At 68.0% G+C, this 25,900-nt stretch carries 27 protein-coding genes and 1 pseudogene; 13 read left to right on the top strand and 15 right to left on the bottom strand.

Features of this window, described 5'->3' with window-relative positions; all coding sequences use genetic code 11:
• The first annotated feature begins 256 nt into the window (after positions 1–256).
• Genes ACW173_RS07310 through dnaQ form a run of 5 tightly spaced genes read left to right on the top strand, consistent with a single transcriptional unit; the run spans position 257 to position 3,974 of the window.
• The gene (locus ACW173_RS07310) at positions 257–1,162 is read left to right on the top strand and encodes a pyruvate, water dikinase regulatory protein (protein ID WP_492084239.1); all 906 of its coding nucleotides are present in this window, start codon (positions 257–259) and stop codon (positions 1,160–1,162) included.
• Entirely contained in the window at positions 1,159–1,767 is a 609-nt protein-coding gene (locus tag ACW173_RS07305) for a Maf family protein (protein WP_492084238.1), read from the top strand. Before ACW173_RS07310 ends, ACW173_RS07305 begins: the two co-directional genes overlap by 4 nt.
• 10 nt (positions 1,768–1,777) lie before the next feature.
• Positions 1,778–2,629: a shikimate dehydrogenase gene (gene aroE, locus ACW173_RS07300; RefSeq protein ID WP_492084236.1), complete on the top strand. Its 852-nt coding sequence runs from the start codon at positions 1,778–1,780 to the stop codon at positions 2,627–2,629.
• Between the two features lie 3 nt (positions 2,630–2,632).
• Entirely contained in the window at positions 2,633–3,232 is a 600-nt protein-coding gene (gene coaE / locus ACW173_RS07295) for a dephospho-CoA kinase (RefSeq protein WP_492084234.1), read from the top strand.
• Between the two features lie 31 nt (positions 3,233–3,263).
• Positions 3,264–3,974 carry a DNA polymerase III subunit epsilon gene (gene dnaQ / locus ACW173_RS07290; RefSeq protein WP_492084233.1) on the top strand — a complete coding sequence of 237 codons (711 nt, stop codon included), beginning with the start codon at positions 3,264–3,266 and terminating at the stop codon, positions 3,972–3,974.
• On the opposite strand, the gene ACW173_RS07285 is transcribed toward dnaQ, so the two are convergent.
• On the bottom strand, positions 3,971–4,771 hold the full coding sequence (locus ACW173_RS07285; protein WP_492084231.1) for a helix-turn-helix transcriptional regulator: 801 nt from the start codon (positions 4,769–4,771) through the stop codon (positions 3,971–3,973). The two genes, dnaQ and ACW173_RS07285, sit on opposite strands and share 4 nt — an antisense overlap.
• Before the next feature lie 142 nt (positions 4,772–4,913).
• Here ACW173_RS07285 and ACW173_RS07280 point away from each other — a divergent pair, with 142 nt between their 5' ends.
• A complete protein-coding gene (locus ACW173_RS07280) occupies positions 4,914–5,789 on the top strand; it encodes an SDR family oxidoreductase (RefSeq protein ID WP_492084230.1) in 876 nt (291 codons plus the stop codon).
• Here ACW173_RS07280 and ACW173_RS07275 read toward each other — a convergent pair.
• From ACW173_RS07275 to ACW173_RS07265, 3 genes are all read right to left on the bottom strand, one after another.
• Complete coding sequence (locus tag ACW173_RS07275) at positions 5,786–6,592, bottom strand: exodeoxyribonuclease III (RefSeq protein WP_492084228.1); 807 nt, start codon at positions 6,590–6,592, stop codon at positions 5,786–5,788. The two genes, ACW173_RS07280 and ACW173_RS07275, sit on opposite strands and share 4 nt — an antisense overlap.
• 286 nt (positions 6,593–6,878) lie before the next feature.
• A complete protein-coding gene (locus tag ACW173_RS07270; protein WP_492084227.1) occupies positions 6,879–7,520 on the bottom strand; it encodes an outer-membrane lipoprotein carrier protein LolA in 642 nt (213 codons plus the stop codon).
• A gap of 133 nt (positions 7,521–7,653) precedes the next feature.
• A complete protein-coding gene (locus ACW173_RS07265; protein ID WP_492084225.1) occupies positions 7,654–10,134 on the bottom strand; it encodes an FtsK/SpoIIIE family DNA translocase in 2,481 nt (826 codons plus the stop codon).
• A gap of 257 nt (positions 10,135–10,391) precedes the next feature.
• Between ACW173_RS07265 and ACW173_RS07260 the strand changes: the two genes are divergently transcribed.
• A complete protein-coding gene (locus ACW173_RS07260; RefSeq protein WP_492084224.1) occupies positions 10,392–11,246 on the top strand; it encodes a DUF6065 family protein in 855 nt (284 codons plus the stop codon).
• A gap of 21 nt (positions 11,247–11,267) precedes the next feature.
• On the opposite strand, the gene ACW173_RS07255 is transcribed toward ACW173_RS07260, so the two are convergent.
• A complete protein-coding gene (locus ACW173_RS07255; RefSeq protein WP_492084222.1) occupies positions 11,268–12,116 on the bottom strand; it encodes a glutamate racemase in 849 nt (282 codons plus the stop codon).
• Positions 12,117–12,238: 122 nt separating this feature from the next.
• Here ACW173_RS07255 and ACW173_RS07250 point away from each other — a divergent pair, with 122 nt between their 5' ends.
• Positions 12,239–14,380, top strand: coding sequence for a M3 family metallopeptidase (locus ACW173_RS07250; protein ID WP_492084221.1), 2,142 nt, complete (start codon positions 12,239–12,241; stop codon positions 14,378–14,380).
• Between the two features lie 6 nt (positions 14,381–14,386).
• Here the strand turns inward: ACW173_RS07250 and ACW173_RS07245 are convergent.
• Positions 14,387–14,499, bottom strand: a pseudogene (locus tag ACW173_RS07245) (hypothetical protein); the annotation flags it as partial.
• A 43-nt stretch (positions 14,500–14,542) separates the two neighbouring features.
• On the opposite strand from ACW173_RS07245, the gene ACW173_RS07240 reads away from it, so the two are divergent.
• Positions 14,543–15,514, top strand: a complete 972-nt coding sequence (locus tag ACW173_RS07240) for a TraB/GumN family protein (RefSeq protein WP_492084219.1) — start codon at positions 14,543–14,545, stop codon at positions 15,512–15,514.
• A 71-nt stretch (positions 15,515–15,585) separates the two neighbouring features.
• The gene (locus ACW173_RS07235) at positions 15,586–16,107 is read left to right on the top strand and encodes an SRPBCC family protein (protein WP_492084218.1); all 522 of its coding nucleotides are present in this window, start codon (positions 15,586–15,588) and stop codon (positions 16,105–16,107) included.
• Positions 16,108–16,249: 142 nt separating this feature from the next.
• On the opposite strand, the gene creS is transcribed toward ACW173_RS07235, so the two are convergent.
• Both creS and ahpD read right to left on the bottom strand, forming a co-directional pair.
• On the bottom strand, positions 16,250–17,623 hold the full coding sequence (gene creS, locus ACW173_RS07230) for a crescentin (RefSeq protein WP_492084217.1): 1,374 nt from the start codon (positions 17,621–17,623) through the stop codon (positions 16,250–16,252).
• A gap of 128 nt (positions 17,624–17,751) precedes the next feature.
• Positions 17,752–18,339, bottom strand: coding sequence for an alkylhydroperoxidase, AhpD family (gene ahpD, locus ACW173_RS07225; RefSeq protein ID WP_492084216.1), 588 nt, complete (start codon positions 18,337–18,339; stop codon positions 17,752–17,754).
• Between the two features lie 231 nt (positions 18,340–18,570).
• Here ahpD and ACW173_RS07220 point away from each other — a divergent pair, with 231 nt between their 5' ends.
• Positions 18,571–19,488 (top strand): hydrogen peroxide-inducible genes activator, encoded by a 918-nt coding sequence (locus ACW173_RS07220; protein ID WP_492084214.1) that lies wholly within the window; start codon positions 18,571–18,573, stop codon positions 19,486–19,488.
• On the opposite strand, the gene ACW173_RS07215 is transcribed toward ACW173_RS07220, so the two are convergent.
• From ACW173_RS07215 to ACW173_RS07190, 6 genes are read right to left on the bottom strand one after another with little or no spacing between them, the layout of a single operon-like run.
• Positions 19,485–19,910 carry a hypothetical protein gene (locus ACW173_RS07215; protein ID WP_492084213.1) on the bottom strand — a complete coding sequence of 142 codons (426 nt, stop codon included), beginning with the start codon at positions 19,908–19,910 and terminating at the stop codon, positions 19,485–19,487. The genes ACW173_RS07220 and ACW173_RS07215 overlap by 4 nt on opposite strands.
• Before the next feature lie 22 nt (positions 19,911–19,932).
• Positions 19,933–20,703 carry an ABC transporter ATP-binding protein gene (locus tag ACW173_RS07210; RefSeq protein ID WP_492084211.1) on the bottom strand — a complete coding sequence of 257 codons (771 nt, stop codon included), beginning with the start codon at positions 20,701–20,703 and terminating at the stop codon, positions 19,933–19,935.
• Positions 20,700–21,512 (bottom strand): MlaE family ABC transporter permease, encoded by an 813-nt coding sequence (locus tag ACW173_RS07205; RefSeq protein ID WP_492084209.1) that lies wholly within the window; start codon positions 21,510–21,512, stop codon positions 20,700–20,702. Before ACW173_RS07205 ends, ACW173_RS07210 begins: the two co-directional genes overlap by 4 nt.
• Before the next feature lies 1 nt (position 21,513).
• On the bottom strand, positions 21,514–22,029 hold the full coding sequence (gene mlaD, locus ACW173_RS07200; protein WP_492084208.1) for an outer membrane lipid asymmetry maintenance protein MlaD: 516 nt from the start codon (positions 22,027–22,029) through the stop codon (positions 21,514–21,516).
• A gap of 27 nt (positions 22,030–22,056) precedes the next feature.
• Positions 22,057–22,725 (bottom strand): MlaC/ttg2D family ABC transporter substrate-binding protein, encoded by a 669-nt coding sequence (locus ACW173_RS07195; RefSeq protein WP_492084207.1) that lies wholly within the window; start codon positions 22,723–22,725, stop codon positions 22,057–22,059.
• A complete protein-coding gene (locus ACW173_RS07190; protein ID WP_492084205.1) occupies positions 22,722–23,618 on the bottom strand; it encodes an MlaA family lipoprotein in 897 nt (298 codons plus the stop codon). The genes ACW173_RS07195 and ACW173_RS07190 overlap by 4 nt, the downstream gene beginning before the upstream one ends.
• A 259-nt stretch (positions 23,619–23,877) precedes the next feature.
• Here ACW173_RS07190 and ACW173_RS07185 point away from each other — a divergent pair, with 259 nt between their 5' ends.
• A complete protein-coding gene (locus ACW173_RS07185; protein ID WP_492084204.1) occupies positions 23,878–24,456 on the top strand; it encodes a PadR family transcriptional regulator in 579 nt (192 codons plus the stop codon).
• A gap of 14 nt (positions 24,457–24,470) precedes the next feature.
• Entirely contained in the window at positions 24,471–24,806 is a 336-nt protein-coding gene (locus ACW173_RS07180) for a DUF2218 domain-containing protein (protein WP_492084202.1), read from the top strand.
• Positions 24,807–24,812: 6 nt separating this feature from the next.
• Here ACW173_RS07180 and ACW173_RS07175 read toward each other — a convergent pair whose 3' ends face one another.
• On the bottom strand, positions 24,813–25,898 hold the full coding sequence (locus tag ACW173_RS07175; protein ID WP_492084201.1) for a GNAT family N-acetyltransferase: 1,086 nt from the start codon (positions 25,896–25,898) through the stop codon (positions 24,813–24,815).
• Positions 25,899–25,900 lie beyond the last annotated feature (2 nt).

The raw sequence follows: 25,900 nt of genomic DNA, 5'->3' as shown, positions 1-25,900 counted from the left end.
GGTTAAGGCTCTGTTAATCATGTGGACGCATCGGCAGCGCTTTGAAGACCTTAATGAATTCTTAATCGGCGCCTGAGGGCGAAAGACCCTTCGGCGGACATTGTCCGCAGCCTTGGACAGCCGGGATTCACTTAATCGGGGATGCGGGGCGAGCCTGGGGATGATACGCGAGCAATGCGACCGTTGATCACAGCGGCGCCATGTCACGACCGTCTGGAGGCCATTCGGCGCCCGGGCGTCCCCAGAGGCAGGACAAGTGGTTAAGCAACCGTTAACGGATGATCCACAGGAGAATCTGGGTCAGGGAGACGGGGAACGGCTGCCGCCGCGCTTCGCCACCTACTTTCATATCCACCTGGTGTCGGACTCCACGGGCGAGACCTTGAACGCCATGGCGCGCGCGGTATGCGCCCGTTTCACCGATATCCTGCCTATCGAACACATCTACGCGTTGGTCCGTTCCACCAGGCAACTGGACCGGGCGCTGGAAGAGATCGGCGGCGCGCCGGGCGTGGTGATGCACACCATCGTCGACCCGAACCTGCGCGCGGCGCTGGAAGAAGGCTGCCGTAAGCTGGAAATGCCCTGCATCGCCGCCCTGGATCCGGTGATCAGCGCCATGTCGCGCTATCTCGGCGCGCGGATCTCGACCCGGGTCGGCGCCCAGCACGCCCTGACCAACGACTATTTCGACCGCATCGAGGCCCTGGACTACGCCATCGCCCATGACGACGGCCAAGGCGGCCAGGACCTGACCCAGGCCGACGTCATCCTGGTCGGCGTGTCGCGGACCTCGAAGACTCCGACCTGCATCTATCTGGCCCATCGGGGCGTGCGCGCCGCCAATGTGCCGCTGGTGCCGGGCCGCCCACCGCCCCCCGAGCTGTTCGAACTGAAGAACACCCTGATCGTCGGCCTGATCACCTCGCCCGACCGGTTGATCCAGATCCGCCGCAACCGCCTGCTGTCTCTCAAGGAGAATAGAGAGAGCGACTATGTCGACGGCGACGCCGTACGCCAGGAGATCATCGCCGCCCGCCGTCTGTTCGAGCGCATGAACTGGCCGACCATCGACATCACCCGCCGCTCGGTCGAGGAGACGGCGGCGGCGATCATCAACCTGTTGTCGGGCGGTCGCGGCAAGGTCGAGGTCCTGGGATGACGCCTGTAACGTCCACCCCAGTAACTTTGGCGTCCAAGAGCTCAGCACGGCAGATGATCCTGAAGAACGCCGGGGTCGCCTTCGAGGCGGTCAGCCCCGGCGTGGACGAGGAGGCGGCCAAGGCGTCGCTGCTCGCCGAAGAGATCACGCCGCGTGACATCGCCGATGCGCTGGCCGAGATGAAGGCGGTCAAGGTCTCGACCAAGCGCCCGGGCCTGGTGATCGGCGCCGACCAGACGCTCGACCTCAAGGGCCGGCTGATCGACAAGGCCGAGTCGCTGGCCGAGGCTCGCGAGCGCCTGCTGGAGCTGCGCGGCACGACCCACAAGCTGCACTCGGCCGTGGTCGTGGCCCGCGACGGCCGGCCGATCTGGCGGATCGTCGAGAGCGCCAAGCTGTCGGTGCGCCCGTTCAGCGAGGCCTGGCTCGACGCTTATATAGAGCGGCGCGGCGAGGCCCTGCTGTGGTCGGTCGGCTGCTACGAGCTGGAGAGCGAAGGCGTTCAGCTGTTCGACGCCGTCGACGGCGACTACTTCACCATCCTGGGCCTGCCGCTGATCGGCCTGCTCGACTTCCTGCGCCTTCATGGAGCCCTGGCCATATGAGGGGGGCCGCATGACGATCTCTGGAGCCGCCATCGTCGGCGGCGTCTGCGGCGCGCCGATCAAGCACTCGATGAGTCCCTTGATCCACAACGCCTGGATCCAGGCGGCCGGCCTCGACGCGGTCTATGCGCCGTTCGCGCCGCGTCCCGAGGATTTCGAGACCTTCGTCAATGGCTTCCGAGGGGGCGCGATCCGCGGTCTCAACGTCACCATTCCCTTCAAGGAGCGGGCCCTGGCCTGCGCCGACACCGCCAGCGACCTGGCCAGGATGGCCGGCGCGGCGAACCTGCTGATCTTCGCCGAAGACGGCGCGATCCACGCCGACAACACCGACGGCCTCGGCCTGCTGGGCGCCATCGCGGCTCAGGCTCCCGGCTTCGACGTCACGGCCGCGCCGGTGGTGATCCTCGGCGCCGGCGGCGCTGCCCGTGGCGCGGTGGCGGCCCTGCTGCTAGCCGGCGCGCCCAAGGTCACGATCGTCAACCGAACCCTCGCCCGCGCCCAGGAGCTGGTCGATGCGTTCGGCGCCAAGGTGTTCGCGGCCGAGGAGGTCGCCCTGCCCGGCCTGCTCGCCGAGGCGGGCCTGGTCATCAACGCCACGTCGCTGGGTCTTGGCGGCGGCGAAGGTCCGGCGGCGGATTTCGCCCTGACCCCGGACACCGCCGTGGTCATGGATATGGTCTACAAGCCTTTGCGCACCGAGTTCCTGCGCCGGGCCGAGGCGGCCGGCCGTCGGACGGTGGACGGGCTCGAGATGCTGCTGCGCCAGGCGATTCCCAGTTTCGAGGCGTTCTACGGCGAGGCCCCCTCGCCGCGGGTCGACGTGCGCGGCATGGCCCTCAAGCTGCTCGGCGAGGCCTGAGCCATGCTGATCCTGGGCCTGACCGGATCGATCGGCATGGGCAAGTCGACGACGTCGACGATGTTCCAGGCCGAGGGGATCCCTGTCTACGACTCCGACGCGGCCGTCCACGCCCTCTACGCCACCGGCGGCGCGGCCGTCGCCCCGGTCGACGCGGCCTTTCCCGGCGTGGTGGTGAATGGCGCGATCGACCGCGCCAAGCTCAGCGCGCAGGTAGTCGGCAATTCCGAAGCCCTGGCCAAGCTGGAGGCCATCGTCCACCCGCTGGTCGGCGCCCACCGCATCGGCTTCTTCGAGAAAGCCCAGGCCGAGGGCCACCAGATCGTCGTGCTCGACATTCCGCTGCTGTTCGAGACCGGCGGTGAGAAGAAGGTCGACAAGGTGGTGGTCGTCTCGGCCCCCGCCGACGTCCAGCGCGCCCGCGTGCTGGCTCGCCCGGAGATGACGCCCGAGAAGTTCGAGGCGATCCTGGCCCGCCAGACACCAGACGCCGAAAAGCGCGCGCGCGCTGATTTCGTCATCGATACTGGCCAAGGCCTGGACCACGCCCGCGCCCAGGTCCGCGACCTTCTGACTCTGTTGAGAACTCCCGGCGACGCTTGATGCCGGAGTCGAACGGCTCCATTGAAGGGTCATGGCCCGGGAAATCATCCTCGACACCGAAACCACCGGCTTCGATCCGAAGACGGGCGACCGCCTGGTCGAAATCGGCTGCATCGAGGTGGTCGAGTTCATGCCCACGGGTCGCTCGTTCCACGAATATTGCGACCCGCTGCGGGACATGCCGGCCGAGGCCGAGAAGGTCCACGGCCTGTCGTCGGCGTTCCTGACCGGCAAGCCCAAGTTCCACGAGGTCGCCGACAAGTTCCTCGAGTTCGTCGGCGACAGCGTCGTCGTCGCTCACAACGCCGCCTTCGACCGCTCGTTCATCAATTTCGAGCTGGAAAAGTGCGGCCGCGCGCCGATCGCCGAGGAACGCTGGATCGACACCCTGGCCATGGCCAAGAAGCGCTTTCCGGGCATGTACAATTCGCTCGACGCGCTCTGTAAGCGGTTCAAGATCAGCCTCGACAGCCGCGACAAGCACGGGGCGCTGATCGACTCGCACCTCCTGGCCGAGGTCTATCTGGAACTGCAGGGCGGCAAGGAACGCGCCCTGGAGCTGACCCACGTCGAGGCCCTGTCGGTCTCGGCCGCGATCCAGGGTTCGTATGGCTCCCGGCCTCGCCCCCTGCCCTTGCGCTCGACCGACGCCGAGCGCGAGGTCCACGCCGCCTGGATCCGCAAGAACCTCAAGGACAAGGCGCTGTGGATCACGCAGGGCGTCGTGGCCGCCGAGGGTTAGACCAGAAGTCTGGTCACCGCCGTCAGGTCCTCCGGCGTCGCCGGATTGTATACGATCATCGCCAGGTCCGGCCTACCGTCGACGCTGAACGCCGAATATTCGAAGGTCACCGGCCCCAGCACCGGATGGCGCAGGCGCTTGAGACCCTCGCCGTAGTGGCGGACGTCGTTGTCGGCCCACATCGCCGCGAAGGCCGGGCTACGGGCGCTGAGCTCGGCGATCAAAGCCTGGACGGCGGCGGCGTTGCCCGCCCCCACCCGCGCGACATCGGCGCGGAAGGCCGCGACCACGAAACGGGCCACGCTCTCCCAATCGAACTGCGCGGCCTTGACCGCCGGGTCGCGGAACATGCGCCGCAGGATGTTGCGGTCGTCCGGGGCCATGGCGGCGTAGTCGCTGAGCACCAGGGTCGCGGCGCGGTTCCAGGCGATGACGTCCCAGGTCGGGGTCTTGATCAGGGCCGGGCTGGGCGACAGCGCGTCCAGCACCCGTTGCAGGCGCGGCGTCACGCCCTCGGTCTCGCGGTAGCGGACATCCGGCGCGCGGCCCAGGCCCAGCAGGAACAGGTGCTCGCGTTCGACCTCGGTCAGCATCAGGGCGCGGGCGATGCGGTCCAGAACGTCGGCCGACGGCGCGCCGCCGCGGCCCTGCTCCAGCCAAGTGTACCAGGTGGCGCTGATATGGGCGCGCTGGGCGACTTCCTCGCGACGCAGGCCCGGCGTGCGGCGGCGCGGGCCGGAAAAGCCCAGGGCATTGGCGTCCAGCTTGGCCCGGCGGTCGCGCAGATAAGCGCCCAATCTATTCCCGGTAGAGAGCGGATTGTCTTGGGGGAGCGGGGCGTTCATCCTGTTAGGTCTTATACCCGTATAAGGTCACCACTTTAACAGGATGATCATAGCGCCCAGGGTGTTCCACGTGAAATCCCGAAAGGCTTCGTCCATGCGTATTTTCGTCACCGGCGCCACCGGCTTCGTCGGCTCGGCCGTCGTGCCCGAGCTTCTCGCCCACGGTCACCGGGTGGTCGGCCTGGCCCGTTCCGACGCGGGCGCGGCGGCGCTCGAAGCGGCCGGCGCGGAAGTCGTACGGGGCGTGCTGGAAGACACCGACGTCCTGACCCAAACGGCGTCGGTGGCCGACGGCGTCATCCACACCGCCTTCAATCACGACTTCTCGAAGTTCGCGGAGAACTGCGTGCTGGACCGCCAGGCGATCCTGGCCTTGGGCGAAGGCCTGGCTGGATCCGACAAGCCGCTGCTGGTGACCTCGGGCACGGCTCGCCTCGCGCCGGGGCGCCTGGCGTTGGAGACCGACATCCCGGCCGAAGGCGTCGACGGCTATCCGCGCCTGTCGGAATCCGCCGCCGCCGAACTGGTCGCCAAGGGCGTCCGCGCCTCGACGGTGCGCCTGGCGCCGTCGACCCACGGCGCCGGCGACCACGGTTTCGTGCCGATGCTGATCGACATCGCCCGCCGCACCGGGGTCTCGGCCTATCTGGACGCCGGCGCAAACCGCTGGTCGGGCGTGCATCGTCTGGACGCGGCCAAGGTCTATCGCCTGGCCATCGAGCGCGGCGTCGGCGGCGAGCGTTATCACGCGGTCGCCGAGGAAGGCGTGCCGTTCAAGGCGATCGCCGCCGCGATCGGCCAGGGCCTGGGCCTGCCGGTCGAAAGCCGCCCGGCCGAACACTTCGGCTGGTTCGCCATGTTCGCCGGCATGGACGCGGCGACGTCGAGTGTCTGGACGCGCGAGACGCTGGGCTGGGCGCCGACCGAGGCGGGCCTGCTCGTGGATATCGAGACGGCGAGGTACTTCTAGACCTTCAAATCCGCCGTCACCGGCGCATGGTCGCTGGGACGCTCCCATTCCCGGACCGTGTCGTGGACGCGCGCGCTGACCTTGCCGTCCACGATCGCCGCGTCGCGCAGGCCTGGGCTGGCCAGGATGTGGTCCAGACGCAGGCCGCGGTTGGACTTGCGGAAGTCGGCGGCGCGATAGCTCCACCAAGAGAACAGCTTTTCCGGCTCGGGCGTCGCCAGGCGCGGCAGGTCCAGCAGATCCATCGACTTGATCATCGCGTCGAAGGCCTCGAGCTCGGCCGGCGTATGGCTGACGACCTTCAGCATCTGGCGGTGGCTCCAGACGTCGTTCTCGCCCGGCGCGATGTTCAGGTCGCCAGTGACGATCAGCGGATGCTTGGGGTCGCGCTTTTTCAGGGCGGCCGTCAGGGTCTCGTAGAAGTCCAGCTTGTGGTCGAACTTCGGATTGCCAATGCGGTCGGGCGTGTCGCCGCCCGCCGGGATGTAGAAGTTCTGGATGTCGACGCCGGCCACCTTGACCGCGACGCAGCGGGCATGGCCCTCGCGGCAGTTCATGAGGGTCGGCACGTCCTCGAACGGCAGGCGCGAGGCGATGGCCACGCCGTGCCAGCCCTTCTGGCCCGCGATCTTGATGTGCTTGAGACCCATGGCCTCGAAGGCCTCGCGGGGGAACTCGCCCTCCTGGCACTTGATCTCCTGCATGCACAGGACATCGGGAGCCTGCTCGTCAACGAAACGGGCGGCCTGCTCGGCGCGGAGGCGGACGGAATTGACGTTCCAGGTGGCGATACGGAGGCGCATGGCCCCGCTCTAAAGCGCCGGAAGGGGAAACGCCAGCCTGTCACGGCTGGCCCCCGGCCAGCGGCCGGTCACCCAAAAAGAAAAACGCCCCAGACACCTTGGTGTCTGGGGCGAAAGTCTAGTCTCTCATGCCGCCGCCGGGAGGGGATAGGATCCGGCACGGTTCGCGAAGAGCGGGTCGGTCGCTCATCGCCATGCGTGTTAAATATGCCACGTCCAAACTTTAAGTCAACCCCGAAGTCGGTTGATTCTTGCCTGTTGTGGTAATGTCACATTCCCGAGCCGACTAGGGCCGTCCGACCTTGCGACGCGGGTCGGTCAGCACGAAAAGCTTCGAATCCAGGCCCGACGTCTCGGCGAACTCGCTGAGGCGCACGCGGATCGTACCGCCCTTGATGTCGGTGACGGTCCAGCCCATCAGCGCCGTCGGCGAGTTGGAAAAGTCGATCGAGATCCGGCCCAGCGCCTGGCGCTTGGCGTCCTGGGCGATGATCGTGAAGCCGTCGGCCAGCGGACGGATGTCGGTGATGATCACGCCGCGATCCAGGCGGACCTCGCGGGCCAGCAACAGGTTCAGCGGCGTCTTGCTGAGCGGATAGCTCTCGAAGGTCTTCAGCCGGCTGTCGAAGATGTTGACGTTATTGCCATTGCTGACGACCAGCAGGCCGGCCGGCGGATCATAGGCGAATCGCGCCTTGCCGGGGCGTTGCAGAAAGAGCGTGCCCTGCGTCACGGTCCCGCGCGCGTCGGTCTGCACGAAGCGGCCCTTGGCCGACGACAGGCCCTGGAGATAGGCGGTGGCCTTGTCCAGCAGCGCCTGCTGCTCGACGCTCAGCTTGGCGGGCGCGGGCTTGGCCTGCTGAGCCAGAGCCGGTGAAGCGATGGCGGCGGCCAGGCCGGCCGCGAGAAGGAAACGGCGATTGGTCATACGGACTCCTTAAGCCCAACCTTGGCCTGCGCGAAGGCCGTCCCGAGGCCATTTTCCGGCGCCCCGATGAAGCGCCGTTCAGGTTGGCCCCTAGGTGGGAGCGTCGGAAACGCTCAAGCTGAGCTGGAGTTTCCTACATCGGCGGTGGCGGCGGGGCCAGGATCTCGCGCTTGCCGGCGTGGTTGGCGGCGCCGACGACGCCTTCCTTTTCCATCCGCTCCATCAGCGAGGCGGCGCGGTTGTAACCGATCTGCAGGCGGCGCTGGATATAGCTGGTCGAGGCCTTGCGGTCGCGGGTGACCACGGCCACGGCGTGGTCGTAGAGGTCGTTGGCCCCGCCCTCGCCCGAGAACGCGCCCTCGACAGCCTCTTCCTGTTCCTCGTCGCCGCCGGCGGTGACTTCCTCCAGATACTGCGGGATGCCCTGGTCGCGCAGGAACTTGGCGACCTGCTCGACTTCGCCGTCCGAGACGAATGGACCGTGCAGGCGGGTGATGCGGCCGCCGCCGGCCATGTAGAGCATGTCGCCCTGGCCAAGCAGCTGCTCGGCCCCCTGCTCGCCCAGGATGGTGCGGGCGTCGATCTTGGAGGTGACCTGGAAGCTGATCCGGGTCGGGAAGTTGGCCTTGATGGTGCCGGTGATGACGTCGACCGACGGGCGCTGGGTGGCCATGATCAGGTGGATGCCGGCGGCCCGGGCCATCTGGGCCAGACGCTGCACGGCGCCTTCGATGTCCTTGCCCGCCACCATCATCAGGTCGGCGACCTCATCGATGACCACGACCAGGTAAGGCATGGCCTCGGGACGGATCTGCTCGGTCTCGTAGATCGGGCGGCCGGCGTCGTCGAAGCCGGTCTGGACGGTGCGCTCGAAGTGCTCGCCCTTGTCCAGCGCCTCGTTGGCCTTCTCGTTGTAGCCGGCGATGTTGCGCACGCCGATCTTGGACATGCGGCGATAGCGGTCCTCCATCTCGCGGACGGTCCACTTCAGGGCCACGACGGCCTTCTTGGGATCGGTGACGACGGGGGCCAGCAGGTGCGGGATCCCGTCATAGACCGACAGTTCCAGCATCTTGGGGTCGATCATGATGAAGCGGCACTTGTCCGGCGGCAGCTTGTACAGGATCGACAGGATCATGGCGTTGACGCCCACCGACTTGCCCGAGCCGGTGGTGCCGGCGATCAGCAGGTGGGGCATCTTGGCCAGGTCGGCGATATAGGGCTCGCCGCCGATGGTCTCGCCCAGGGCCATGGGCAGGATTTGGCTGGCCTTCTCGTAGTCGGCGCTGCTCAGCAGGTCGCGCAGATAGACGGTCTCGCGGCGCTGGTTGGGCATTTCGATGCCGATGGCGTTGCGGCCCTGGGCCACGGCGACGCGGCACGAGATCACGCTCATCGAGCGGGCGATGTCGTCGGCCAGGGCCACGACCCGGGCGGTCTTGACGCCTGGGGCCGGCACCAGCTCGTACATGGTGACCACGGGACCGGGGCGGATCTGGTCGATCTGGCCCTTGACGCCGAACTCGGCCAGCACGCTTTCCAGCAGGCGGGCGTTCTGGCGCAGGGCGCCGGCGTCGACCTCCGACGAACGCGGCTTGGCCTTGGCCAGCATGGCCAGCTCGGGCAGCTGGAAGCCCCCCTCCTCGTCGAAATCGAAGGCCTTCTGCTGCTCGCGCGCCTCGCGGCCGGATTCCTTGGGGATGGTCTTGGGCTTGGCGATCGCCATGGGACGGGCGTCGAGCGACTCTTCGAAAGCGTCCTCTTCGTCGTAGCCCTGGGCGGGCGGCGGCGTATAGGCGCGTTCGGGGCTCGAGACGGCGGTCGGCGCGGCGACGATCGCGTCGTCCTCGTCATCGATCGGCGGCAGGCGGCGCTCGCGCTTGGGCGCGGCCTCCGCCTTTTCCTTCTTGGCGCGGGCCGGCTTGGCCACGGGCGCGGCGACCGGCTCCGGCTCGGCGCGGACGCGCGGCTGCAGGGCGTTGGTGACGGCGGTGTGAATGGCGTCCGGATCGACCTCGCGCACGCCGATGGCGAAGCCCAGGGCGACGATGGCGGCGATGGCGAACAGGATGGCCGAGATCAGGGTCGCGCCGGGGATATGGGCGAAGCCGAGGATGCTGGCCACCATGTGCAGGAGCGCGTCGCCCCAGAAGCCGCCCAGGCCCTTTTCAAGCTGCCAGATCGCCGGCGGCGGCGGCGCGGCCAGCACGGCCGACAGCGCCAGCAGGCCCAGCGAGCCGACCACGGCGCGCTGGCGCAGGTCCTTACGCTCGGCGTCCGGGTCGGCCTGGGCCACGCGAGTGACGCCGAAAACCAGCATCAGGAGGGCGACGCCCCAAGCCGACAGGCCCAGCGACTGCATCAGCAGGTCGGCGATCATGGCGCCGGGACCGCCCAGCGCGTTGCGGGCCGGCTCGCCGGTGACGGCGTTGAAGCTGGGATCGGTGGCGTTGTAGGTGGCGATGGCCAGCAGCAGGCCGGCCCCGATCACGGTGATGATCCCGCCCCGGAACCGGGCCGTCCAGGGCTGGACCCAGCCGTAACGGAACGCATCCCAGAGGAGCTCCGTCGTGGATCGCCGCGCGGCTCGCGCCATGAAAGTCTCCGAACTCAACGCATCTCGCGGACCCGTGAACGGGTCGAACGCCGATGTTGTGCCCCAAGAGGGTTAAGGGGCGTTTACGGCATTCGTTCGGGGCTGATTCATAAAGTCGCGGGCCTGGCGCTTTCTCCGCCCTCAGCGCCGCCTGGGCCAATGGCGAGCGTCGGCTTCGCCCGTGTCGACAAGGCCGTTTCCCGTGACGCCGACACCCTTACCCGCCGCTTCCGCCCGTGCCATAAGGCCGCGCCGGCGGTATGCGAGGGCTTGAGATGAGAAAGCGGTTGAAGGGATCGGCGCCGGAGCGCCCCCGTGGCGCGCCTGTTCGGGCGGCCGAGACCGACCTGGTCTGCTACGCGCACGAAGGTTGGACGCCGCGCATCGCGCCGGCCTCGCCCAAGCGCGACTGGATGAGCGCCACGCCGGAGAGCTTCGCCTATCGCTGCTTGCCCCTGGCCATCGCCAACACGCATGGCTGGGAAATATTGAGTCCCTGCGGCTTCGCCGCCCGCTGGAACGGCGAGGTGGGCACGGCGTCGGTCGAGATCGTGCTCGACCCCGGCTCCGATCCGAAGAAGGCGCCCGTCTCTCTCTTCGGCAGCGGCACGCTCACCTTCCATGTCGAGGGCATAATGCGCACTTCAGAGGGTTGGAACCTCTGGGTCGGCGGTCCGCCCAACGCGATGAAGGACGGCATCGCTCCCATGGGCGGGGTGATCGAGACCGACTGGTCGCCCTACACCTTCACCATGAACTGGCGTTTCACCCGGCCTGACGTCTGGATTCGGTTCGAGGAGAACGAGCCGTTCTGCTTCTTCTTTCCCACCCCTCGCGGCGTGCTCGATCGGCTGAAGCCGGAGCTGCGCCCGTTGGAGGACCAGCCGGAACTTTTGCAGTCCTACACCGCGTGGAGCGCGTCGCGCGCCGCCTTCCAGGACTGGATCCGGAAGAACAATCCCAAGGCGCCCGCCGACCAATGGCAGAAGCTCTACTATCGCGGGCTGCATCCGGAGGGCCATCCGGGACCGCCCGACCACGAGTCGAAGCTCAGGCTGGCGCCGTTCCGGCAGACCGGTTCGCGACGGGTGTGCCCTGTCGGCCGCAAGGACGGCCGCAAGCCCGGCTGAACCGATCGCGACGCAACCAGCCTAGGCCGGGTCAAACGCGACGGGCGCGCCCCAGAAGCTCTGAACCAAGCCGTTCTGCGGCCCGGGCGTTCCAGTGGTGAGAAAGACGCGGCCGCCAGCGGTCCCCGCCGCGTATTCCGGATGGCGCTCCAGATAGAGTTCCAGCGCGTCGGCGGTGGCCTCGGGTTGCTGGATCAGCGGCGTGCCGGCCGGTAGGGCGGCGCGGAAGATGTCGGCGATGATCTCGTAGTGCGTGCAGCCCAGCACCACGCGGTCGGGGAAACGGCCGATGCGAGTCTTCAGGGCCTGGACGTGGCCTTCGACGGCCTTGGCCAGGTCGACGGCGCTGGCGTCGCCCTCGATCAGCGGCACCAGCTCCGGGCAGGCTTCGGAAAACACCGCCAGGTCCTGCTTGCGCTTGTCGATCTCGATCTCGTAGACGCGCGAGCGCACCGTGGCCTGGGTGGCGAAGACGCCGAGGATGTCCAACTGCTGGACCTTCTCGCCGCGCCGTTCGGCTTCGTGCTCCCACGGCAGGCCGGTGGCCTTCTCGATGGTTGGCACGATGATGCCCAGGATGTTGACCGGTCGGCCGATGTCCTTGCGGTAGGCCGGCAGCCAGGTCTGCTGCAGGCGGCGCAGGGCGATGGCCGAGGCGGTGTTGCAGGCCAGGACCACCAGGCTGGCGCCGCGGTCGAACAGGCGGATACAGCCGGCCTTGGTCAGCTCGACGATCTCCTCGCCGGCTCGCACGCCATAGGGCGCGTTGGCCTGGTCGGCCAGATAGGTGAAGTCCGCCCGCGGCAGACGTTGTACGAGGGCGCGGTGGACCGAGAGGCCGCCCACGCCGGAGTCGAAGACGCCGATCATGAGCAAAGCTGTAGACGTCAAATAGGCCATCGTCCACGGAGCGCGAAAGGTTACGGTGCTGTCATGTGACGCCCACGGAGCCATGCCCTAGGGTCGCTCCAAACCTTCACCGGAGACACTCCGTGCAACGTCGTATGTTCCTCGCCTCGGCCGCCGCCAGCGGCGCCGCGGTCGCCCTCAATCCGAGCTTCGCCATGGCTGAGTCCAACGCTTCCTGGGGTACGAACCCGCTTCTCCAGAAGTGGACGGGCCCCCATGGCGGCGTGCCGGCCTTCGACAAGGTCAAGGTCGCCGACTTCAAGCCGGCCCTGGAAGCGGCCATGGCCAAGAACCTGGCCGAGATCGACGCCATCACGGCCAACACGGCCGCGCCGACCTTCGACAACACCATCGGCGCGCTCGAGGACGCCGGTCGGTCGCTGAACGACGTTTCGACCTACTATTACATCTGGGGCTCGAACATGAGCACGCCGGACTTCCAGGCCGTGGAAGAGGTGATGGATCCGATCTTGTCGGCCCATGGCGACAAGATCACCCAGAACGCGGCGCTCTTCGCCCGCATCGAGGCGGTCTACAATTCGCCGGCCAAGGCCAAGCTGACGCCGGAGCAGCAGCGCGTGCTTTGGATCTACTACACCAACTTCGTCCGCGCCGGCGCCAAGCTCTCGCCCGCCGCCAAGACCCGCGTCGGGGCGATCAACACCGAACTGGCCGGCCTCTACACCAAGTTCAGCCAGAACCTGCTGGCCGACGAGAACACCTGGATCGAGCTCGGCGACGCCGACCTGGTCGGCCTGCCCGAAGGCCTGAAGGCCGCCGCCGCCTCGAACGCGGAGTCGCGCAAGCTGCCGGGCAAGTTCATCGTCGTGAACACCCGCTCGAGCGTCGACCCGTTCCTGACGGAGAGCCCGGTGCGCGCCGCGCGCGAGAAGGTCTGGAAGGCCTTCGTCAACCGTGGCGACAATGGCGGCGCCACCGACAACAACGTGATCATCAGCAAGATCCTGAAGCTGCGCGTCGAGCGCGCCAAGCTGCTGGGCTACAAGACCCACGCCCACTGGCGCCTCGAGAACGCCATGGCCAAGACGCCCGAAAACGCCATGGCGTTGATGGAGGCCGTCTGGCGGCCGGCCATCGCCCAGGTCGCCATCGATGTGGCCGACATGCAGGCGATCATCGACGGCGAGAAGGGCGGCTTCAAGCTGGAGCCCTGGGACTATCGCTTCTATGCCGAGAAGGTCCGCAAGGCGAAATACGACCTCGATATGAACGAGGTGAAGCCCTACCTGCAGCTGGACAAGCTGCGCGAGGGCATGTTCTGGGCCTCGGGCCAGCTATACGGCTTCGAGTTCAAGAAGATCGACGGCCTGCCCGTCTACCACGAGGACATCACCGTCTATGAGGTGACCCGCGCCGGCAAGCATGTGGGCCTGTGGTACTTCGACCCCTATGCTCGCCCCGGCAAGCGTTCGGGCGCCTGGATGAACGCCTACCGCACGCAAGAACGATTCAAGGGCGAGATCACCACGATCGTCTCGAACAACTCCAACTTCATCAAGGGCAAGCCCGGTGAGCCCCTGCTGATCTCGTGGGACGACGCCACCACCCTGTTCCACGAGTTCGGCCACGCCATCCACGGCCTCAACGCCAACGCGACCTATCCATCGGTGTCGGGCACCAACGTGGCCCGCGACTATGTCGAGTTCCCCAGCCAGCTGAACGAGCACTGGCTGCCGACCAAGGAAGTGCTGAACCAGTTCGCCCTGCACTATCAGACCGGCGAGCCGATCCCGCGGGCCCTGGTCGACAAGATCGAGGCCGCCGGCAAGTTCGGCGAGGGCTTCGGCACCACCGAGTACCTGGCCAGCGCCCTGATCGACATGAAGCTGCACCTGGCCGGGGACGTCGACATCGATCCGGACAAGTTCGAGCGCGAGGAGCTGAACAAGCTGAACATGCCCAAGGAGATCGTCATGCGGCACCGCACGCCGCAGTTCGGTCACGTGTTCTCGGGCGACGGCTATTCGGCCGGCTACTACAGCTATCTGTGGTCCGACACCCTGACCGCCGACGCGGCCGAGGCCTTCGCCGAAGCGCCCGGCGGCTTCTACGACAAGGCCGTGGCCAAGCGCCTGCACGACGACATCATGTCGAAGGGCAACACGATCGACCCCGTCGACCAGTTCCGCGCCTTCCGCGGTCGTGACGTCAAGATCGGCGCCCTGATGCGCAAGCGCGGCTTCCCGGTTCCGCCGGGGGCTTAATGAGTCTCCCTCTCCCCTCGTGGGAGAGGGTGGCCCACGCCAGTGGGTCGGGAGAGGGGTTTCTCGGAGTCTCCGCGCGACCCCTCTCCCGTCAGCTCCGCTGACACCTTCTCCCGCAAGGGGAGAAGGACTAGATGAGGTCAGGGGGCTGAAGGAGTTTCGATGGTCGCGTCCGCCGCTCTAGCCCTGTCCCTGCTTCTCGCCGGTCAGACCGTTCCGCCGCCGCCCACGGTGGATCTGGGCGTCGCCCCGGCCCAGGACGAAAGCGCGGTGGTCGCCGAGCTGACCATCGTCGCCAAGCCGCCCGGCCCCGCCATCTGGCTGGTCGAGAAGGACGGCGCCAAGCTCTACATCCTGGGCTCGGCCCAGCCCCTGCCCCACCAGCTGAAATGGTCCAGTCCGCGCCTGGACAAGGCGTTGGACAGGTCCAGCCTGGTCCTGGTCCCGCCCGAAGCGGCCGTCGGCGTCACCCAGATCGCCGGCTTCATCCTGAGATTCGGCGCCGGCCTGCGCCAGCCGTTGGGCAAGAACCTGGAAGACCAGTTGCCGCCGGACCTGAAGGCCCGCTTCGTTGAGGCCCGCACCCAGGCCAGAAAAGGCGCCGGCGACTACAAGAACTGGAAGCCGGCCGTAGCGGGTTTCCTGCTGCTGTCCGACTTCCGCCAGGCGGCGGGACTTTCCGAAGCCAAGCCGATCAGCACGATCGAGCGCATGGCCAAGGCTCGCAAGCTGAAGGTCAAGGCGGTCGGCCAGTATCGGATGAGCGCGGTCACGACGATCGCCTCCAAGCTTTCGGCCGATGACCAGCTCTATTGTCTGCGTGTGGCCCTGGACGAGATCGCCAACGACTCCGCGCACGTCTCGACGATCGGCCGTGACTGGGCCGAGGGCGACCTCTCCTCGGTGCGCGCCCGCTATCGTGAAAGCGCGGCCCAGCGTTGCCTGATGCGCGCGCCCGGCGGTCCGGCCCTGCTGGAAAAGGGCGTCGCCCAGACCACCGCGGCCATGACCGACGCCCTCAAGCGGCCCGGCGTCACCGTGGCGGTGGTCGACCTGGGTTTCCTGCTGCCGGGCAACGGCGTGCTGGACCGGCTGAAGGCCGACGGCGCGACGATCAGCTCGCCGGTCGAGTAGGCCCAACGGGCGTCATTGACGGCCTGCCTCCCCTGCCCTCACCCTTGGTGGCGAGATCGGGGAGAGACATCATGAAGAAGACGCTGATCGCCGCGGTCGCCCTGGCGCTGACGGCCACTGTGGCGCGGGCCGAGGTGACGGACGCGCAACCCCACGGCTTCGAGGTCAAGCATTTGGTGGAGATCGCCGCGCCGGCGTCCGCTGTCTGGGCGGTGCTGACGCAGCCGTCGAAATGGTGGGCTTCGGCCCACACATGGTCGGGATCGGCCGCCAACCTGTCGCTGGGCGCGGCCTCGGGGGCCTGCTTCTGCGAACGCCTGCCCAACGGCGGCTCGGCGCTGCACATGACCACGGTCAACGCTGTTCCCGGCCAGAAGCTGGTGCTAGCGGGCGCGCTCGGACCGCTGCAGAACTCGGGCGCGACGGGCGCGCTGACCTTTCTGCTGGCCGAGAAGGATGGACGGACGACCGTGACGGTGACCTACGACGTCGGCGGCTACTTCCGGGGTGGCTTGGACAAGATCGCCGCGCCGGTGGACGGCGTGCTGGGCCAGCAGGTTCAGGGCCTGAAGGCCGCGGCGGAGGGGAAGTAGGCCCTCCCCCCGTTTCCCTGGCGAAAGCCGGGGCCCCGATCGTGGAGCTGTGAGGCGCACGCGGAAACGCCCGCGAACCTCTCGGCTTCGCGGGCGCTCTTGCATCTGGGTCCCGGCTTTCGCCGGGAAGACGGATAAAGGATCAGGCGCTTTCCGCCACGCCCTCGTCAGAAGCCCCCAACAGGGCCATCTGCAGGCGCGAGCGGTCGCGGCGGGCCGCTTCCAAGGCGCCTTCGGCCAGGGCGGCCTCCGAGGTGAGGCGCTCGATCGTGGCTTGCATCTCGGCGACCTTTTCCTCGTGTTCGCGGCGGATCTGGTCCTGGGCTTCCTGCATGGCGTCGAGACGCGAGCGCAGTTGCTGGGCCCGCTCCTCGGCGCGCTTCATGGCCTTGTCCTGGGCGACGGCGCCCTTGGCGAGCTGGTCGGCGCGCTCGATCGCGGTGGCGCGGGCGGTGTCGACGCCGGCGTGGCGCTGGCGCAGGCCGTCCGATTCTTCTTCCAGGGTGCGGATGCGATCCAGGGCGCGCTCCAGGGCGACGTTGAGGTCGCCCGCGCGACGCTCGACAGCCTTCTGGTGGGCCGACGATTCGGCCAGGCGGGCCGAGATTTGGCCGTTCATCTCTTCCAGCTTGTCGGCGCGACCCGTGGCGGTTTCCAGGCGGGTCTGCAGGGCCGAGATCTCGGCGCGGCTGGCTTCCACCTGGCTTTCCAGGCCGCGGATGACGCGGCCGCTGTCAGCCTGGTGGGCGTGCAGGGCGTTTTCGATCGCCTGGACGCGCGCGCGCTCGCCGGCGACCTGGGCCTCGAGATCGGTCTCGATGCGCGACAGGCGGGCGACGTCCAGGCCGGCCTGGTCGACGCGCTTCTTCAGGGTCGCGGTTTCTTCGCCCAGCAGGGCGTTGTCCTGGTTGGCGCGAGCCAAGGCGGCCTCGGCGTCGCCACGACGGGTGTCGATGTCCTGGGCCTGGGCGCGCAGGCCCTCGACGTCCTGCACCAGGTGCTCGATGCGGGCGGTGGCGTCGCGCAGGGACGCGTCGAGGCTGGAGACCTTGAGGTCCGACTGCAGCAGGGCGTTGCGCAGGCGGTCGATCTCGAGGGCGTTGTCTTCCAGCGCCGCGTCCTGGGTCTGGCGGCGGGCGTCGGATTCGCCGAGGGCGGTTTCGGCGGCGGCCAGGCGGGCGCTGACCTCGCGCTCCTCGGCCTGGATCTGGGCGACGACACGCTGGGCCTGGTCGTAGTTGGCGCGCAGGGCGATCAGCTCGGCGTGCTCGCTGCGGCGGGCTTCGAACTCCTGGGCGACGGGACCGCGGATCTCGGCGATCAGCGGCTCGATGGCCTTCAGGTGTTCCATGACGCGGCCAATGCTGTCGAGTCCACCGTGGATGGTCTCGTAGCGCTGGCCGATAGCCTGAGTGGATTCGATCTGGTGCTGCACGGTCTCGATCCGGGCGTCTTCACCCAGAACGGTCGGCTTGCCGTTCTTGTTCTCGCGCGAATTCTTCGACAGCAGTCTCATCTAGCCCACCTTCGCCCCGTGCGAGCCCGCCGCGTCCTGACGACGCCCCTTGCGGAAACCGCGAATCTCTTACCCAGAGGTTAACAACTTAGTTTACGGACAGGATGAATGTCGAGGGGCGCCAAGGGCTAGCGAGCCGCGACCGGGCGTCGCGGACCCCCTTCAAACCCCCGAAAATGGGGGATGTCCACAGGTTCGGTCGCCAGGACCCTTCCCGTGGCATGGACAACGGCCGCGATGCGCAGGGCCGCCTGGACTTCGAGAGGTTGAACGCCTCGGCTCCGCAGCTCCGCTTCGTGAGCGTCCAGACAAGCGCCGCAGGCGTTGATCGCCGACACGGCCACGCACCAGAGCTCGTAATCGACCGTCTCGACGCCAGGGTGATGGGCCAGCCGGTTCGAGCGCAGGCGCGACGGCAGCGCTTTGTAGTCGGGCGCTTCCATCAGATGCAGGGCGCGGAAATAGACATTGTTCATGGCCATGATGGCGGCGGCGGTCTTGGCGGCCGAGAGGGCCGGCTCCGACAGGCCAGCCTCGCGGGCGGCCGCCATGATCGCGCGCAGGGTCTCGGGCTCTCCCACCGCGCAGGCGCTGGCGACGAAACAGCCCCACTTGGCCTGATCCGAGAGCAGCCTCTCCCGCGCCAGGACGGTCAGGTTGGTACCGATGTCCCTGGCGTAGGCGGGCAGCTGGTCGCGCAGGGCCTCGATCGACATGGGAGCGCTCCGTTCAGTCGGAGCAGCGGCTTAACATTGTGAGGAAGGTTAGTCCCGGCCCGCGCCTGGGCTGGGGGGAGAGGGGCGCGGACCGGGATCGGGCGGGGCGTTCCGGCGTCGGTGGGGGAGACACGCCGGAACATCACCGTGAGACAGGAGATACGCCGTGTTCCTGAAATCATCCAATCGATAGTTTTTGGAAATCCGATAGAAACACCCTATATTGCGGCCATGCTCCTCCCGACCCTTCGCCAACTGCAATATCTGAAGCTCCTGTCGGAGCACGGCTCGTTCAGTCGCGCCGCCGAGAGCGCCTTCGTCACTCAGCCTACCCTGTCGGCCGGCATTCAGGAGCTGGAGAAGATCCTGGGCGCGCCGGTGGTCGATCGGGCGCGCTCGGGCGTGATCCTGACCGCCGCCGGCCAAGAGGCGGTGCGCCGGGCCGAGGACATCCTGGCCAGGGCCGAGGATCTGGTGCAGGCCGCGCGCGGCGCGGGCCAGCCGCTGGCGGGGCGCTTCCGCCTGGGGGTGATCCCGACCGTGGCGCCCTATCTGCTGCCCCGCGCCCTGCCCGTGCTGCGCGACCGGTTTCCGAAACTGAGACTGTTCCTGCGCGAGGACCTGACCCAGCGGCTGATCGCCTCGCTGAAGACCGGGGCCCTGGACGCGGCCCTGATCGCCCTGCCCTACGATATGAGCGGCCTGGACTGGGCCCATGTCGAGGACGACGAGCTGTTGGCCGCCGCGCCGGCCAACCATCCCATGGCGGCCCAGACGCGGGTCGATCCCGACAGCCTGCGGGCCGACGACCTGATTCTGCTGGAAGACGGCCACTGCCTGCGCGACCACGCCCTGGCGGCCTGTGGCCTGGAGCCGCCCTCCCGCTATGGCAATGGCGGTGTCGGCGACGAGGAAAGCTTCGCGGCCACCTCGCTGCCCACCTTGGTGCAGATGATCGGCTCGGGCCTGGGCGTCTCGTTCCTGCCGGCCATGGCCGTGCAGGCGGGCCTGACCGAGAGGACGGCCCTCACCATCCGGCCCCTGGCGACCGAGCATCCCAGCCGCGAGATCGTCGTGGCCTGGCGCGCGGGCTCCAGCCGCGGCGTGGAAGGGCGGCTGTTGGCGGAAACGCTGCGGGAAGCGGTTTAGCGTTCGGCCAGCTTGGCGCGGGCCGCCTGTTCGACCCGGTCCAGTCCCCGCAGGGAGTCGCCGGCGTTTTGCAGTTGGTGGTTGAAGCGGCGCAGGTCGTTCAGGTCGATCTTGCGGATCGTCTTGCCGCGCGACCATTCCAGGCCAATCAGCTGGCCCACGCGGCAAGCCTTGGTCAGCACAACCGGTCGCTGGGCCGCCGGGGCGCGGTTCAGCAGTGTCGTGACCATGTTGTTCCAGTTCGGCTGGCCGGGGATGCAGCGCGGGATCTTGGCGTCGCAGCCGCCGGTCCAGAACCGCTTGTACCAGAGCTCGTGCACGGCCGTGTCGTAGCGCGGGGCCGCCAGCGCCAGATGGCCCTGGCAGTCAGCGCGCACGAACGACTGGGCTTGCGCGCCCGCCGGACCGAGCAGGCCGGTCATGAGCAGAAGAGCGCCAACCGCCCTAGACCGCATGCGAGATCGGACCCTCGGCGCGGCCTTCGACGAATTGGCGGACATAAGGATTATCCGTCGTGCGTAGCTCGGCGGCCGGGCCGCGCCAGATGATCTTGCCATCGTGCAGCATGGCGATCTCGTCGCCGATCGTCTGGGCCGAGGCCAGGTCGTGGGTGATCGACACGGCGGTCGAGCCCAGGCGGCGCACCTGATGCGAGATCAGCTCATTGATCGCCGCCGCCGTGATCGGGTCCAGGCCCGTGGTCGGTTCGTCGAAGAACAGAATCTCGGGCTGGGCGACGACGGCGCGGGCCAGTCCGGCGCGCTTCTGCATGCCGCCCGAAAGCTCGGACGGGAAGCGGTCGGCGACGGCCGGGGCCAGGCGCACCTGCTCCAGGGCCTCGATCGCGCGCGCCTTGGCTTCCTTGCGCGGTACGCCGTCGGCGTTGATCAGGCGGAAAGCGACGTTTTCCCAGATGGTCAGGCTGTCGAACAGGGCCGCGCCCTGGAACAGCACGCCGATCCGCGAGAACAGCTTGCGGCGGGCGCCTTCCGACAGGCCGACGACGTTCTGGCCGTCCAGCTCGATCTTGCCGGCCTCGGGACGCATCAGGCCGAGCGCGGTCTTGATGGTCACCGACTTGCCCTGGCCCGAGCCGCCGATGATCACCAGCGACTTGCCCGGCGCGACCGACAGGTCGAGGCCGTCCAGGACCGTGCGGCCCTCGAAGCGTTTGGTCACGCCCTTCCAGGCGAGCTTGGGGATCGCTTCGGTCATGGGGCGACGTGGGTGAAGAAGGTGGTCAGGAGGTAGTCGGAGGCGAAGATCAGGATGGCCGAGGACACCACCGCGTGGGTGGTGGCCCGGCCCACGCCGCGCGCGCCGCCCTTGGCGTTGTAGCCGTGATAGCAGCCCATCAGCGCCACGATGAAGCCGAACACCGCCGCCTTGATCAGGCCGGAGATGATGTCCCAGCCCTGCAGGAAGTCGATGGTGTTGCGGATGTAGACGGCCGAGCTGAAGTCCAACACCCGCGTGGCCACCAGCCAGCCGCCGGCGACGCCGATGGTGTCGGCCACGGCGGTCAGCAGCGGCAGCATCAGCACCCCGGCCAGCAGGCGCGGGCCGACCAGGTAGCGGAAGGGATCGGTCGACAGGGTGCGCATGGCGTCGATCTGCTCGGTCGCGCGCATGGCTCCGATCTCGGCGGCGATGGCGGCCGAGACCCGGCCGGCCAGCATCAGGGCCGCCAGAACGGGGCCCAGCTCCCGGGTGATCCCCAGGGCCACGATCTGCGGCATCACCTGCTCGGCGTTGAAACGCCCGCCGCCGGTGAAGATGTTGAGGGCCAGGGCCGCGCCGGTGAAGATGGCGGTCAGCCCCACCACCGGCAACGAGAAGAAGCCGATGGCGATGATCTGGCGCCACAGCTGGCCCAGGAACCACGGCGGGCTCAGGGCGGCGGCGGTTCCGCGCACGGCGAAGACGCCGACGCCGCCGACCATACGAATGGCGGCCAGGGTCGAACGGCCCAGCGTCTGGATCGGGTGTCTGGCGACCTGCCGGGCCGCCTCGGCCGCGGTCATGCTAGTAGCTCTCGGCCGGCTGGGTGGCCGGGGCGGGCGCGGCCGGAGCGGCCGCGGCGTCGCCGCCACCGCCTTGTGGACGGATCACCGAGCCGATCAGGCCGAACAAGTCGACCGCGCCTTGGGTGTTCTCGATCTGGCCGCCGGCCTTGATATCCTCCAGAGAGGCGCCGGGGGCGATCGAGATGTGGGCGCCGCCCAGGATGCCGTCGCTGGTGATCTTGGCCGTGGAGTCGGCCGGCAGCTTGACGGTCGGGTCGATGCTCAGCTTGGCGACGGCCAGATAGGTCTTCGGCTCCAGCGTGATCTCCGAGACCGTGCCGACCTTGACGCCAGCCACAGCGACCGCCGCGCCTGGCGCCAGCGAGCCGGCCTCGCCGAACTTGGCGCTGATCTCGTAGTTCCCGCGCTTCATGTGGACGCCGCCCACGCTCAGCGAATAGGTCAGGAAGCCCGCCGCCAAGGCGAGAACGACGACGCCCATGGCCGTCTCGGCCCATTGTTCGCGCAAGGTCATATCCCCTTATCTAAGCCCCGACCGCTCTTAGCGGCGGCCCGCGGAACCCGAGCCGCTCTTCTGGAGCTGGCTGATCAGCACGTCGATGTTGCCGCCGGCGTTGTCGATCGTCGAGACGAAGTCCTGTTGCTGGGTGATGGCCAGCCAGATGCCCTTGAACTGCACGTCCACGACCTTCCAGGTCTGGCCCGAGCCCAGCACCCGCCAGGACACCGGCAGCGGCGTGGTGATCTGGCCGCCCGAAATGGTGGTGTTGACGATCACGTCGCCCGGCTTGCGGACGACCGAACCGGTCACCTTCAGTTGCTCGCCGCGATAGTCGTCGATGCGGCTTTGATAGACGTTCTCAGCGTAGGTGCGGAACACTGGCGTGAAGCGCGCGCGCTGGTCCGGCGTGATCGTGCGGGCGTACTTGCCGAGCACGAAATTGGTGATGCGCGGCACATCGGCCAGCTCGTCCACCGCCTGGTGGAAGACCTGCTTCTTCTGCGCGTCGGGCATGCCCTTGTTGGCCAGGACGGTGATGACGCGCTGGGCCTTGGTCTGCACGAAAGCTTCGGCGCCGGGGTCGCGGGCCTGGGCCAGGGCCGGGCCGGCGACGGCGAAGCTCGCGGCCCCGAAGAAAGCCAAAAGCGCGGCGTTGGCGCCGCGCCGGGTGGTGAGGGTTTTTTTCATGGTCTTACCGGGGGAGGTCATGGTTTGGGCGGCGCCGAGGCGGCGGAGGGCGGCGGCGCATCGAAATCGGGGAGATCCTCGGCTTCGCCGGTCGCCTCGCGGATGAACGCTTCGCGATACTGGGTGTATGCCGAGCGGGTGGTGACGTATGGATCGGCCGCGTCTTTCAACGCGTGGAAGGCCGGGTCGGTGGCGGCGCGCAGGTCGACGATGGTCACGCCCGTGCGGGCTTTGCCGAAGTCGGTGCCGAGGCCGCCGACATACAGCGAGACCGGGTCGGTGACGAAGTCCAGCGTGCGGCCGACGCCGTCGCGGACGTTCAGCGGACCCATGCCGGGCACATAAAGATAGGCGCCGGGGCCCACGCCCCAGACGCCGAACGTCTGGCCGAAGTCGGCGCCGCGCGGCGGCAGGCGCATCTTGGCGGCCACGTCGAACAGGCCCAGCACGCCGACCGTCGAGTTGACGATGAAGCGCGTGGTCGAGCGCATGGCCCGCTTGGGCTTGCCCTGCAGCACGTGGTTCATGATCGTGTTGGGCTCGCCCAGATTATAGACCGCGTTGCTGACGCGGTTGCGCACGACCTTGGGCGTGACGGCCAGGTAGCCGTGGGCGATCGGCGAGAACACGGCCTTGTCGATGCCCATGCCGACCTTGAAGGAGCCGCGGTTGAAGCCCTCGATCGGATCGTAGGCTGAAGCCGCGATGGTGGTGTCGTCGCCATTCGCCGGCATCGGGGCCGCGGGAGCGGGCACGGTCGGGATCTGATCCTGGGCGCGGGCGGCCGGCGCCATCGCCAGCAGACCGGCGGCCGCGAGCGCCCCGGCGGCGATAAAACGCCGTCCTTGGGTGGTCGGACGCGGGCTTTGGTCCAGTTCGCGCAAACGCATGCTCCTGCTTCTCACACGCGGCATGTATTCACGCCGCCCTCCGTATCAAGATTGAAACCGACTATTTCCAGTCACGCTTTTGTCGTGTTGCACGGAAGCCGCGCTCGCGGACCACCCAAGCCGAGGGGTGACGGCCTGAAAGCGCGTCTGTCTTGCACGCCCATGACGTCGAAACGTGTCAGCAGGGAAACGATACAATCAGATATATCGAAATAGCGCTTGACGTTCGCTCAATCCGATATATCTATCATTTCGATATAACGAAATAGGATCTAAAACACACATGTTTGGACGACACCATCACCATCATCGCGGCCGTTGGGGCCAGGGCGACGAGCATCACGGCCGGCATCCGTTCGGCTTCCACGGCGGCCATCATGGGGGTCCCCGCGGTCGCGGCGGCCGCATGGGCCGGTTCTTCGATCACGGCGACCTGCGCTTCGTGGTCCTGAAGCTGATCGCCGAGAAGCCCAGCCACGGCTACGAGCTGATCAAGGCCATCGAGACGGCGGCCGGCGGCGCCTATACGCCCAGCCCGGGCGTGGTCTATCCGACCCTGACCCTGCTGGAAGAGCTGGGCTACATCGTCGCCAGCGACGCCGGCGGCGGCAAGAAGCTGCACACCATCACCCCCGAGGGCGAGGCCTTCCTGGCCAGCAACGAAGCCCCGGTCCGCTCGCTGTTCGAGCGCATGGCGCAGGCCGCCCAGGCCAGCGCCGCCTTCTCGCCGCAGATCCTGCGGGCCCGCGAGAACGTCAAGACGGCCCTGCGGCTGAAGCTCCACGGCCAGCTGACGGCCGAGCAGATCGCGGCGGTCGCCAAGGTCCTGGACGACGCCGCCACCGCGATCGAAGCCATCTAGAAGGAGGGACGGCCATGGAAAGCCACGCCCGCGTCGCCACCGAAAAGGCGGCCCGTTACATGATCCAGCTAGCCAAGCACTGGAGCCACAAGTTCGAGGTCACCTACGACGAGACCTCGGCCCTGTTCCCGCTGCCGCTGGGAAACTGCCGCATGGTCGCCCATCCGGACGGCCTGGACATCACCGTCGAGGCCGCCGACCTGGAAGGCTTGGCCCGCATGGAAGACGTGGTCGCCAAGCACCTGGACCGCTTCGCGTTCCGGGAAGGCGAGCTGCAATATGGCTGGACGAGAGCCTGGGCGGCGGGGGCGGTCGATCCGCGCGCCATGCGGATCAACGCGGTTCACTAAGAACGCCTAGTGCAGCCCGCGCAGCAGATCGATGCGGCGCATGGCCTTGCCGGGGATTTCGGAGACCCGTCCCAGCGGCAGGGCCTCGGCCACGCTGCGCAAACCGTAGGCGAAGTGGCGAACCAGGGTAGGCGCCGAGGGCGAGCCCAGGAAGCCGAAGACCACGGTCTGGCGAGCATTGGAAAGCTCGCGCTTGAAGCGGTAGTCGCCGGTGCCGAGGTCGAGACGCGTATAACCCGTGCCGTCCATGCTCTTCAGGATGTCCTGGAACAGCATCATGCCGGGCGAATAACGCTCCAGCTCCGGATTGTGGGCGATCAGCCAGCCGTGGATGGTGTGCTCGCCGCGCAGATGCAGGTGCACGGCGGCCAGCTGGTCACCCAGATGCAGGGTGTAGAGCCCGCCGCCGAACGCCTCGTCGCGGTTCTGAAACAGGGCCTCGACCAGATGGTTGACCCAGGGCGTCTTGAAGAGGTCGGTCTGGGCGGTGGCCAGCAGCTGGGCGCGTTTCCAGACGATCAACTGGTCGAAGTCGGCGCGGACGTCCGACATGGCGGTGAACCGGGCGGGCCCGACCTCGCGCTCGGCCTTGCGGCGCTTCTTGTCGATGTCCTTCAGCACGCCGACGTTCGAGGCCTTGCGCTCGGCGGCATAGGCCTCGTAGCCGGCGGGCAGCTCGACGATCCACGAATCCGCCCGCCCGCGCCCGTGGCGGGCCAGGGTCTCGTCGTCGGCCAGCATATGGCAGAAGTCCATGCGCGAGACGCCCAGGGCGATAAGCATGTCGCGCGGATTGACCGCCACGCCCGGCGCGGAGATCAGCGCCTGGTAGTCACACATCGGCGAGCCCACCGGCATCGCCACGCCGTGACGGATGCGAGCCGGCATGAAGGCCACGGCCTCGCCGCCGGCGTCGCGGAAGATCGCGACCTTGACGTCCTGAGCCTTGTCCGCCTGGGCCGTGGCCACCGCCTGGGTCCAGCGCGGCGACAGGAACGGCGAGTCCAGCCGCGTCTGGCCACGCTGAAGCTCCTGCCACCGCGCGAGGTCGGCGGGCGAAAGGTTCAGGGCTTTGACGACTTCGATAGGCAAGG

This window comes from Caulobacter sp. ALps2 (genome assembly GCF_058681635.1).
Note: the sequence above shows the minus strand (reverse complement) of the source record. Positions and strands in the feature narration are given on the sequence as shown.